9 protein-coding genes and 2 tRNA genes are annotated in these 12667 nt (G+C 33.3%); 3 read left to right on the top strand and 8 right to left on the bottom strand.

Annotated elements, in window-relative coordinates; all coding sequences use genetic code 11:
* Positions 1-139: 139 nt before the first annotated feature.
* The 8 genes from RBU59_RS26840 to RBU59_RS26805 form a co-directional block, all read right to left on the bottom strand.
* Positions 140-1339, bottom strand: a complete 1200-nt coding sequence (locus tag RBU59_RS26840) for an MFS transporter (protein WP_308145533.1) — start codon at positions 1337-1339, stop codon at positions 140-142.
* 3 nt (positions 1340-1342) lie between these two features.
* Positions 1343-2806, bottom strand: a complete 1464-nt coding sequence (locus RBU59_RS26835; protein WP_308145532.1) for a B12-binding domain-containing radical SAM protein — start codon at positions 2804-2806, stop codon at positions 1343-1345.
* A gap of 888 nt (positions 2807-3694) precedes the next feature.
* A complete protein-coding gene (locus RBU59_RS26830) occupies positions 3695-5524 on the bottom strand; it encodes a helix-turn-helix domain-containing protein (protein WP_308145531.1) in 1830 nt (609 codons plus the stop codon).
* 274 nt (positions 5525-5798) lie between these two features.
* Positions 5799-7673 (bottom strand): oligopeptide ABC transporter substrate-binding protein, encoded by a 1875-nt coding sequence (locus tag RBU59_RS26825; protein WP_308145530.1) that lies wholly within the window; start codon positions 7671-7673, stop codon positions 5799-5801.
* A 28-nt stretch (positions 7674-7701) separates the two neighbouring features.
* A complete protein-coding gene (locus RBU59_RS26820; protein WP_308145529.1) occupies positions 7702-8625 on the bottom strand; it encodes an ABC transporter permease in 924 nt (307 codons plus the stop codon).
* Positions 8626-8644: 19 nt separating this feature from the next.
* Positions 8645-9607 (bottom strand): oligopeptide ABC transporter permease, encoded by a 963-nt coding sequence (opp4B, locus tag RBU59_RS26815; protein ID WP_308145528.1) that lies wholly within the window; start codon positions 9605-9607, stop codon positions 8645-8647.
* A 76-nt stretch (positions 9608-9683) separates the two neighbouring features.
* On the bottom strand, positions 9684-10610 hold the full coding sequence (locus tag RBU59_RS26810; protein WP_308145527.1) for an ABC transporter ATP-binding protein: 927 nt from the start codon (positions 10608-10610) through the stop codon (positions 9684-9686).
* 2 nt (positions 10611-10612) lie between these two features.
* On the bottom strand, positions 10613-11623 hold the full coding sequence (locus tag RBU59_RS26805) for an ABC transporter ATP-binding protein (protein ID WP_308145526.1): 1011 nt from the start codon (positions 11621-11623) through the stop codon (positions 10613-10615).
* Between the two features lie 598 nt (positions 11624-12221).
* Here RBU59_RS26805 and RBU59_RS26800 point away from each other — a divergent pair.
* The 3 genes from RBU59_RS26800 to RBU59_RS26790 all read left to right on the top strand — a co-directional run bounded on the left by RBU59_RS26800 (position 12222) and on the right by RBU59_RS26790 (position 12655).
* Positions 12222-12295, top strand: a tRNA-Pro gene (locus RBU59_RS26800).
* Positions 12296-12309: 14 nt separating this feature from the next.
* Positions 12310-12382: transfer RNA gene (locus RBU59_RS26795), tRNA-Thr, on the top strand.
* A 96-nt stretch (positions 12383-12478) separates the two neighbouring features.
* Positions 12479-12655: a hypothetical protein gene (locus tag RBU59_RS26790; protein ID WP_308145525.1), complete on the top strand. Its 177-nt coding sequence runs from the start codon at positions 12479-12481 to the stop codon at positions 12653-12655.
* The last annotated feature ends 12 nt before the right edge of the window (positions 12656-12667 follow it).

Here is a 12667-nt window from a genome sequence, read left to right as displayed (position 1 = left end):
AAACCTTAAATGATGGTGTATAATATTTTTTCATTCGTATCACCTCCATTCTCATAAAAAGTTTTAAATTAAAATCTTGAATAACAAGACTTTTAAGTGAATTAATTTCAAACTTCTAAGGAAATATGATAACCTATAATCACTGAAGATTTTTTCCAGCTACTGCAGATATTACATTTTCTGGCTCTGCTTTTTTTTTCACAAAAAAGAAACCAACTACGAGAACTGAAGATAAAATTATTCCACCAAATATTAAATTAGACAATCCGTAATAATCTATTATTCTGCCAAATATGTATTGGAATATCACATTACACATCGTACATATACTACTTATTAATGAATAAATCGAGGATTTATACTCATTAATTGCATTATCATTAATAAATACATTAGTCAGCATAAAAATAACACCACCAGAAGTTCCAAACAAAACCATTGCTATGATCAAGAACGTCAGCATTGCTAGATTGTTAGCACAATAAAAGCTAATAAAGCTCATACAATACAATAGCATTATTAGTATGCTCAATTTTTTCGTACTGTATATATGAATAAACTTCATAACATATGCACTGATTCCACTGGAAAGTGTATATATACCATAAAATAATGGTATATATTTATTATTATTGACAATATTATTGGTTATTGGCTGCCATGCATAATAAAATATTGTAAAAAACAGGTATAAAGCGATATTTACAAACGTTATAAAAAGCAGTATTTTGTTATGTATATAATATAAAAAGGACTCTTTATATATCCTTATCATAGTAGTCTGCGAGCCATAATTCTCTTTCATAGCTATTAAGGTAAATAAACCAACAAACAAGTGTACTATTGCACTGAATAAAAATACATTATCTATTTTTATTGAAGTAAAGCTCAAACTAATTATAGGAAGAATAAAACTACATAAATTTGTTATTAATTTTGTATGCGCTATTGTTCTCTTAAATTTATCTTTATCTCTCAGGTCGGAGGCAAGCCAGGAAATAAATGAACCACTTATAAATGAAGTTCCAAGCCCTTTTATCGCATATGAAATATATAATACAGGAATCGTATGACTCAAAATCATGAAATATGATAATGAGGTCAATAAAATTCCTATTGCATATATCTTTCTTCTACCAAACCTGTCCGAAAAACCGCCAGTCGGATAATCGGTTATTGCTGTCATACCCAAATATAGAGTCCACATTATTCCGATTTGCTGATATGAAGCACCTTTCTGCAATAAATAGAGTGTTGCAAACGAATCTACTAAAAATTCAGCGATATTAGTTAATAAGCAAACAAATGTATACTTTTTCGAACTATCAATTTTTAACATAAGCTATTTTCCCCCAACTTTTTCTAGTAGTTCTTCAAAACGCTCCAGGTTGCACTCCTGTGGAATAAAATGTCCTTGAAATTGTTCCCTATCCAATAATGCTTCTTTAATCATTACCTGTGTTAATAGATAATATATAAATATCTGATTACTCGTAAGATTAGTAAGAGAATACGTTGGATATCCTTCCTCCACCATTTCATCGAAAGAATCATATATTACAAGTCCAAATTTTTCTTTATTTACAGCAAATTCTGTATTTGGATATGGACAAAATACATATGAATTAATATTATCCACTTGTCCAGTAGCAATCATTTGGTAAACAGCATTAATATTTTTCGCAGCTGTTTTTATATTTTCACCAGGTAATCCAACAACCCATTCCAAGGAAACTTTAAGATTATTTTTCTTCGCTATATCAATAGCTTTTAGGAGTGATTCATAAGTTTGTTTTTTATTAGCATTAGCTAATACTTCATCACAGCAGTTTTCCGCGCCAAATACTACAAAATCACTAATTTTCTGTACTTTCCTAGCTAATTCTTCATTAAATATATGTGAATGTGCAAATAATCCATCAATTTTAATACTATTTTTCATAAAGATATCAGCAACATCGTTTACATGATCCATATTATACGCAAAAAGTTCATCTGCAAAGAACATAATCTTTCCTTTATTTCCAAATACTTCCTTAAAATATCTTATTTCATTTTCTAATGACTTCTTGGATTTCATATGATATTCATTCCATGTTGAAACACCCCCACAATAACGACAATTCATTGGACATCCAAAAGATGTTCTAATAGAAACTGGTACAAATCGCATTTTTAATCCTGTAAATCTTTCAGCCAACTCCAAAACATTCTTAAGTAAATGGAATGCAGGTACAGGTAATTTATCAAAATCTAATATCCTACCAATCCCCGGATTTTCAACTATTTTTCCATTTTCTTTATATATAATTGCTGAAATATTTTTTAAGCAATTATTCTTAATGGAATCTATTAATGAGACAATAAAGTCCTCACATTCACCTTTTATTACAACATCTATGTTAGGATCAATATCAAAAACCTTTTTTCCTAAGGCTAACCCATTTCTACCTACTAAGATAATTTTTGTGTTATGGCTTTTTGCCTTATAGTAACTTGTTATCATCTTTATGGAATAAAAAACTGCAGTACTTGTAAATGAAATGTAATAATCAGTATGAAAAATCACTATATCTGGTTCATATTCAGACAGTAGTCCTTTTAAGCTATCTTCCTGTACGCTTTCGTATGATTTAAACAAATTCTGCATATTTAAAAAATCTACTTTCATTCCGGCTTTTTCTAATACAGAAGCCATTACTAAAGAATTGGAATTAATTATTTCCCAGCATGGATAATTCTTAACTATTATTTCCCGAATTGACGGTTTCCGAAATGGCTGAATTAGTAGTATTGATTCACACATAATTGTTCTCATCTTTCCTTAAGATATTTTTATTATCTTTAATTATTATATTATTTATGTAATAATTAATATTGTAAAAATTGTAGCATTATGGGTGAAAAATGTTATGACTTAAATGGAGAATATTATTCTCAAATTTCGTCATAGACAAAAATAATGATATAAAGTATATTTATAGAAAAATTATAAACTCTCGTAAACTTGAATAATTTTATTGCTACTATGCTAATGAACTTTTAAATGCTTGTACTTTCGTACTTTCTTACGAAATCTTTACAAGAATTCCATTACCAGACAAAATCAACTCATCAGAAAAGATTTCTTTTATCAGATCAACTCAGATGGGAGCTTTGAATTCAATGGAAAACAGATAAAACGAATATACAGGTGGAAACCGAGAAGCAGAGACGATTACGCATAATAGAATAGCCGCCAAAAGTAATAAGTAACTAAAAAATGTCTCCAAAAATATATTACATTTAATCGTCTTAATCAGAAAATCTTAGACAATTTTTCAAAGATTTTTAACGTAAAAAATGTGGAATTTTATTAAAAAAGAACCTAGAAGTCAGAAAGATCAAGACTTATAGATTCCGAAAGATTATTTTATTTAACGGAGGTTAAAAAATGAAGCAATTATTACAAAAATTACATAAAACTATAAAGCTAATTATTTTTTTTACAATTATTTCAAATACATTTACGATATCTTTATATACTAAATCTAACACATATTGCTCTGAACAATACCCTATAGTGGAATCTACAAATACAGTGTCACTTTATTCTTTGATTGACTTCACCGTTACCACAGAATAAATTAACTATAATAGATGTTTATGATAAAGACGAACTTAACTAATTTGCACTTTTGAAGACACACTCTTCTTATTCGCATATATCTTTGTTAAATATCTGTTTATAATGATTTTGTATTATTTTTGTCTCAAAATCACGGTTTAGCAATTTAGATATATAGAACGCATATTCAAAATAATTTTTACATAAGTTTTTACAATCCTCTGACATTTTTTCATATATGCATCCTCTATTGGCTAAAATACCACTTAACATCTCGCATCTTCTACATTTTAACGATAACCTTATACACCTGTTTGAAATATCTAATGCTTTGTCTAATTCATTGTTATCTTCTAAAACGGCAGAATAATTAGCAAGCAAAACAATTAATGAAGTATAATGATAATTTTCCGAAACATTACTAGCATCAAATTTACTTAGAAGATTCTGATAAATTTTAATAGCATCTTGGTATCTGTTAGCGTGTTTTAAAATAAGAGCAATTTGATTAATTATAATAAATTCTTCTCTGGAAGGAATCTGCTGTATATTATAGTAATTATCCATAGTTGTATATTTAAGTACTCTAGTTAACTCGCTAAGTGCATTAATATCATTTATTTTATTTGACAATCTATCCAATATAATAATCCCAGCATCAACAAATTGCTTGTTCTCAATTATATTCAAATTGAGTTTGTCTTTTATTTTGAAAAATATTTCTAAAGCCTCTGTTAATTTATTTTTGCTTAAATACTTATTGAATTTAGTGACCAAACCATATAATTCATAATCATCAGAAATAATATACCCACTAAAATAATTTTTCATAATGCCTAATTTACTCATTAGTTTATAATAATTATTTCTATTAGGTGTTCTTTTTCCACACTCTATTCTGGATAAAGTTTCTTGTGTACAAATCTCCCAACTTAATTCTTCTTGAGAAATGCCTTTTACATTTCTAAGAGTACGTATCACCTCATTACTTAAGAATATTTCACTTTGTACATTAACAAGAAGAATCTTCGCATACTCATTTGTATCATAATCTACACCTATATCTTTAAAAATCCTATTTATTACATTAATATATTTTTTGCTACGTTTAAAATTATGCATCATTCCTAGTTTTTCATAGCAATTCATAAGTATATTTTGCATATCTACTATAAAGCTAATATCCCCAAAATCACTTAAACACTTCATGGCTCTATTACAAATATTAATTGCATCCTCATATCTTTCATTTAAATAATAAATTTTTGATAAATAATACATACAATGTGGCTGGATCTTGGCCTTCTCCTCACTATCAGTAAATTGATTATCAATATACTTCAATAACTTTTCAAGAATCTCAACGGATTCTGTCTTAGCCATCATACCATACATTAAATAGCCTAATAAGCATATTATCTGTAATTCTTGTATACATAAATAGTATTTATCTATCTTTAAAGCCTGCCATTCTGGGAAAGTAATATTTATTGCATTCTCTAAAATTTTATAGTTTTCTTCTTTTCCATAGTCACAACATAAATTCAAAATAGCTTGAATTTTTAAAATATACTGGTTATTTAAATTATCATTGAAACCTTTGTATTCTTTATATGATTTATACCATTTTCTACAACTATCATAATCTCCTTGAAGTAAGGAATTTTCAATATTGTATCTTATCAATAAAAGATTATATTCCTCATAAGACAGTATGCTTTCCAGTTTATCAGATGATTTGCCTAATCTTTGTAAAATAGCATCAATCATTAATTTACCAGGTAATTTAATACCTGTTTCTATACGTGATAAATCTCTAATTGCCAACAACCCCTTTGAGAGTTCTTTTTGAGTAATATTATTGTTACTTCTTAATTTATAAATAATCTCTCCTATATAATTATCTTTTACAGCCATTGAATACCCTCCCTTAAAACCTAACTGCATTAAATATTTCACTCAATGCAAAACTAATATCACATTAGTTTTCGTCATCTTAAGTTCTTCAAAAGATAATAACAAAATGAACTACAATTAGGTCTTTATATAGTAACTATCTTAGAGTTAGTATACAAATTACTATCTTTTACTATAAAAATAAGTAAATATAGTTTACTATTTTATAAAAAACCACCTATTTAGTATAAAATAATAAAAAAATAGGTGGTTTTCTAAACATTCCCGCTGGTATTTATTTCTTAGCCGGTTCTTCCGCTGTTAATTCGATTAAATGCTCAGTTTGCTTAATATCCGTTTCAGTCATGGTATAATTTTTAACACGGCTATTAACTGCTTTTAATCTCATTCTCCATAAAGTAGGAATCGCTGGTACTTCATCAAAAAACTGCTGCTGCCAGTCATGATACCTCTTGCTTAAGAAATCATTGTCCCAACCTTTATCGGAGGAAATATCCTTTATGATAGTATCAAAATTCTCACTTGTATATCTGGTGTAGTTAGCCGATGAGTTATGTCCCCACAGGGAAGCCGGATTGGGATCATAACCGGTCTGCCATGCCCCATCATACATATCGATAGCCGGGTCATCCCCTTCGACTGCATCATAAAAGGCATTAAATTCAGTAAGGCGGCCATTGTATAATTCTACTTTCAGACCGACATCTGCCCAGTTCTGAATTTTATATTGTGCATAAGCATCCGCATTTTCTCCATCCATGGTAGCCCAGGTGACGGTAAAAGGTTTTCCGCTGGGGTCTTCCCTGAACCCGTCTCCATCCACATCCAGATAACCTGCTTCATCCAATAGCTTTTTAGCTTTCTCCGGATCGTAATTATATCCTGCCAATTCCTTATTCTGATAAGCTCCGTGTCTTGGAGTTATAACGGTAGTTGCCAGAAAACGCAATCCACTGTAAAGCTGCTGTCCGATTGTTTCATTATCCACGGCATAACCGATTGCCTGTCTGAGTTTCACATTAGCCATTTTGCAATTAGAATCATATATGTTTTCATTTTTAGCCTGATCCCATTTGCCAAGCTTAAAACCGGTGTAGCTAAATACCGTTTGTATCTCCCCTATGTATTGGTAATTAGTAGGGTTTGTATAATTGGGATACTGTTGTGTACTGAATTCTGCCACATCATATTTACCCTCTTCCATAGCAGAGGGTACCAGATCCGGATTTACAACAGTTACCACAACACCATCTAATTTTGGTTTACCCATCCAGTAGTCATCAAATCTTTCTAATTCAACAGATTCTCCTGGTACAACATTTTTTACCTTAAAGGGACCGAAACCGATGGGATTCTGTCTCGTCTTCGGATCAGCGGCCATATCTTTAATTGCGATTCCCTCATAATAATGTCTTGGTATAGGGTTAGTCCAGAATCCACCAACTAAGATGGAGGGATAAAAGTCTTTAAAATGTATGGTCAGGGTCATTTTATCCTTAGATAATTCCAGACCTGAAATAGTATCTGCAGTACCTTTGTGGTATTCTTCCGCACCAACTACATTCGTTACCGAATCATCATAACGAAGCCCCTCATAATCCTTATCACAGATTACTTCATAAGCGAATACCAGGTCATCTAAGGTAACCGGTTCCCCGTCATGCCATTTTACGCCTTCACGCATATGGAGTGTAATGGTTTTTGCATCTTTATCATATTCATATGTCGCAGCACCATCCTGATCCGCTACAAAATTCTCATCATAACTGATAATAGGTTCCGTAAACCAGGTTAATATCTGGTTGTCGTACTCATCCTCATAAAAACAAGGATTTAACACACCTGCAAAAGCAGAAGAATCAACCAGGGCAACCTTTAACGTTCCCCCCTCTATGCTGGGATTATCATTAGCTGCATCCGTCGGGAATTTAGCCGCCATCTCTTCATAGGCAGGAACTTTATCACTTGTTCCCTCAGCGGTTTCTTTTGTTGCTTCCGCTGCCGTTTCTTTTGTCTCCTCTTCTGCTGTCTGATTCACTGCAGAAACATCCGTACCTTTTGAGGCATTCGTATCCTTATTCTTTCCACAACCACTCAGTGTGGAAATTACGAATACAGTTACCATTAACAGTGTTAATACTTTCTTCATACACTCTCCTACTCTCCTTCTTTCTTTTTTATGCAACTCTTTGTTTTGCATCGGCTGCACGTTTCACAGCCTGCCCAATAAAATTTATACATAACATCATTACTACGATAAGTAATGATGCAGGTATCCATTGCCAGGGTCTGTTCTGCATATTCTCCGGAACAGCGGCATAACTGATTAATGTACCTAAACTTGGTGTATTAAAAGGAAGTCCAAACCCTAAAAAGGTTAATCCCGTTTCCAGTCCCATATTGGCTGCAAGATTCAAGGTAGTATTCACAACAACTATGGAAACAATATTCGGAAGTACTTCCCTGAACATAATAACAAGATTACCGGTTCCTAACGTTTTAGAAGCCGAAACATAGTCTAAATTGCTCTGCTGCAGAGTTTTGGCCCGTATCAGCCTGGCATTGCCGGTCCACCGGAAAGCTGACATAATTAAAACAAAGGTCAGAACATTGTATTTGGGAATTAATGATACAATAACGATAATAATCATTAAAGCCGGCAGCATATCTAAAAAATCCACAAAACGCATAATAACAACGTCTACCATTCCTCCGAAAAAACCGGCTAACAAACCAACAAACACTCCGACAATAGCACATAATATAGTAACTCCAAAGGCAATCAGAAAGGAATTTCTGGCTCCAAGAAACAACTGACCCAGTATCCCCCTGCCCGAGGCATCCGTCCCCAATATAAATTTATCTGATGGGGGTTTATTTATCTGTGATAAAATTACTTTATTGGTTTCTCCCTGGTCAAATAAAAGGGAACCAATAAACACAGTAACCATAATTGTAATAAATAATACAAAGGAAAACAACGCAAATTTATCATAACAGATTTCTTTCCATATTAATTTAGCGAAAGAAGGAGGCTGCTTGACTGCTTCAGTATTTTTATTTATAACGTCCATATCCTTATCAGATTTCGTTTTACCCATTTAGTCATCTCTCCCTCCGTTATTTTATTCTGATTCTTGGATCCACCAAAGACATAATGACATCTGACAAAAGCGTACCCAATACCGTAAGTACAGCGAACAAAATGATTAATGCATTAACTACGGCGTAATCCCTGCGCTGTATGGACTCCAGAAAAAGATTGCCCATACCCGGGTAGGAAAATACTTTTTCTATAAAGATGGAACCGCCTAACAATCCCGCAATATCATATCCCATAAAAGAAGCGACTGGAAGAAGTGCATTCCTGAAAATATGCCTGGAATATATCTTCTTCTCCGGTACCCCTTTAGAACGTGCGGTAACGACAAAATCCGAATTTTTATATTCAATAATTTCACTCCGTAAATATTGAATAATACTTACTGTATAAAGCAGGGCACCTGTCATTGCAGGCAGGATCATGTGGTAAATTCTGTCAGAGTAATAGGATAGAGTTCCTGCAACATATTTAACATCAACACTTCCTCCCACAGGAAACCACTTTAACTTAAATGAAAAAATAAAAATATTTATCAACCCGAATATAACAGAGGGCATGGCTAAAGCAAAAAAAGTATAAAATACAATAATTTTATCAGGTTTTTTTTCGTTATAACGTCCCGATATAATCCCTAAAATTATCCCGATGATATAATTTAAGACAGTTGTTAATGCGGCAAGCCAGAACGTATTCATCGCACGCTGGCCGATTAGCTGGGTAATAGGCATTTTATAAGCCGTACTCTCGCCTAAATCTCCCTTGAATATATTAGTAATCCAATGAATATATTTCACATACCAGGGGTCATAAAATCCCCACTTCTGGCGTAATTCTTCCAGTCTTGCAGCTGAAACATTGGGATCGATTTTACCGGTTAATGCATCACCGGGCATAAAATTTGCAAGCAAAAACACCAGAAGGCTTATTATAAATACCTGTGGGATCAGTATAATAATTCTTCTAACTATTGTTTTCCACATAGATTCAACTCCGTTCATAATGCCGCAGGGCAGCATTTTATATTAAAGAATTTTGTACTTAAAATTCCTCTTCTTTCTATGGTAAGGCAACATAATGACCGTCACCGATTTTTTTCAAATCATACACTGAGTTTTCGGAATTATAATATTCACTATATCTATTTGTATAATCTTCTGATACTTTATCCCGATAAACCTGCATCTTCTTGCGGTTAGTCGGATTTATATCAGGAATAGCGGATATTAACCGTTTTGTATAAATATGTACCGGATTATTGTAGATATTGTCCCTGTTACCCAGTTCTACAAAACGTCCCTTATGCATTATTGCAATTTCAGAACACATATGCTTTACGACACCCAAATCATGACTGACGAAAAGATATGCTAATTTAAATTGCTCCTGGATATCTTTCATATAATTTAATACCTGGGCCTGAACCGATAAATCCAATGCAGAAACCGGTTCATCTGCAATAATTAGTTTAGGTTTTAATGCCATAGCCCGGGCAATTCCTATTCTTTGACGCTGTCCCCCTGAAAACTCATGAGGATATTTTAAGGCAGTTTCCGGAGGAAGACCAACTATATCCAATAAACCGTCAACCCTCTTCTGTTCCTCGCCAGATGTCAACTTCTCAAAATTACGTAATGGTTCAGCAATAATATCCCGCACTCTTTTCTTCGGATTTAGAGAGGAATAAGCATCCTGGAATATCATCTGTACTCCTCTTCGATAGGGGGATTTATTAACACCGATATACTGCGTTATATCCTCTCCGTCAAAAAAAATCTGCCCATGGGTGCTTTTTGCCAACCCTATGATAGCTTTTCCGGTCGTACTCTTGCCGGAACCTGATTCTCCTACCAGCCCAAAAGTTTTTCCTTCCTCAATTGAAAAAGAGATACCGTCAACTGCCTTTACATAACCTACGGTACGCCCTAATATGCCCCCTCTGATTGGGTAGTACACTTTTAAGTCCTTAACCTCAAGTAATGACACGCCTACATCTCCTTTCCCTTATTGAATTTAAATTCCTTATAACAGGAGCATAATACAAAATGTCCCGGCCTCACTTCATGATATACAGGTTTTTCTTCATGCGCAGACGATTTAATCCACGGTACCCGCGGTGAAAAACGGCATCCTTCTCTTTTTAAATTCAAAAGTGAGGGTACCATCCCCTGTATCACATGCAAACGGTCTTCTTTCTCATCCCCGGATGCCATACTTGGAACAGATGCAAGAAGGGAACGGGTATAGGGATGCTGCGGATGTGCAAACAATTCGCCGACTTCGGCAGTCTCCACTATCTGCCCCGCATACATGACTGCAACTTTATCAGCCATCTCAGCCACAACTCCCAGATCATGAGTAATTAGTATAATTCCCGATTTTATTTCACTTTGCAGTTTTTTTAACAGGTCCAGTATCTGGGCTTGTATTGTTACATCTAACGCCGTAGTAGGTTCATCAGCAATCACCAAAGACGGTTTACATGCCAAAGCTATGGCAATCATGGCACGCTGCCTCATACCGCCGGATAACTCATGTGGAAATTGGTCATAGGTAAGCGCAGGCGATTGTATTCCGACTCCCTCTAATAATTCCATAGCACGTTTTTGTTTTTCCGCTTTATTAAGCGGCAGATGAAAGGATAAACTCTCTTCTATCTGTGCACCAATTTTCATCAGAGGATTCAAGGCAGTAAGCGGATCCTGGAATATCATTCCTATATCTCTTCCCCTTATACTATTTAGCTCCTCCAAACTCAAAGATAGCAAGTCTTTATTCTTAAAGTAAATATTACCCTCAATTTTTGTATTATCTTTATTATGCAGATTCATAATTGAGAGTGCCAGAGCACTTTTTCCGCAACCTGACTCTCCTACAATAGCAAAAACTTCATTGTGATTGACAGTCAGTGATACCCCGTCTACCGCAGCATAATATTTGCCGTTGATACGAAAAGACGTGACAAGATTGCTAATTTTCAGCAATTCCTCATTTACCATAATAATCCTCTCTCCATATTATTTTGTCTTAATGAATGTATTTACAAATTAAAAAATGGCTCTAATACGCTTATCTCTCATTCTAAACGTATGCATAAGCCACGATGCTTTAACTTACAAATAATGTATGCATTATATTATCTTTTCCTATTGCTGTCAAGTCAACCATACCTTACCAGTGTCTGTTTAAATATATATTTTTATTGCATTTACTTTCATAAAATTAGGATTTCTTTATGTAATTCCCTTTTTGTCTTTCCTGTACGCACAAAATCCGTTTATCGCAAACTGAAGTAATTACTTTTTTTATTATGCCTATTTCTAAAATAGATTATTTCACTGAATTTTAATTATGAAATAGAATAAAATTCCTTATATGCATATTTATTCAATCAAATAATTTTATTACAAAACTATTAATTAATATTTAATAGTTTTGTAATATTTCCTCATATCGTAAAAATTATCCAGTAAGTATAGAAATTATAAAAAATTAAAATATCTAATTTTATTCTTGACTTTTCACTTTAAATGTAGGATAATATCTTGGCAAGAGAAAATAAAGATTCTTGATAAATTAACTGATTTTGGTAATAAACGAGGTGTGGCTCAGATTGGTAGAGCGCTGCGTTCGGGACGCAGAGGCCGTGGGTTCGAATCCCGTCACCTCGATTTTTTATGTTTTTGCTGGAATAACTCAGTCGGTAGAGTACCTCACTCGTAATGAGGAAGTCGAGGGTTCGAATCCCTTTTCCAGCTTCTAAAAAGAATATAGATAAATCAATGGTTACAGCAGATTTAATATGATTGAAGCATTCAGAAGTGAGTGCTATTTTTTATGTCTTAGGAGACTATTTGGAGACTACAATAACAAAAAATCCTTATGTTCATACAGTTACTCTGCAAAAAAACGTGAATGGCAAATGGACTACCATTGATTCTGCCTCCACTACCGGTACAAAATCAATAAAATTCAGGCTTTATGAATATGGTCCCCGGAACGAATTACCGTGTAATCATATCTACAACTGATTCAAGTACACA

It is taken from the genome of Anaerocolumna sp. MB42-C2 (assembly GCF_030913705.1).
Classification (GTDB): domain Bacteria; phylum Bacillota; class Clostridia; order Lachnospirales; family Lachnospiraceae; genus Anaerocolumna.
This window is presented reverse-complemented; position numbering and strand designations above follow the sequence as displayed.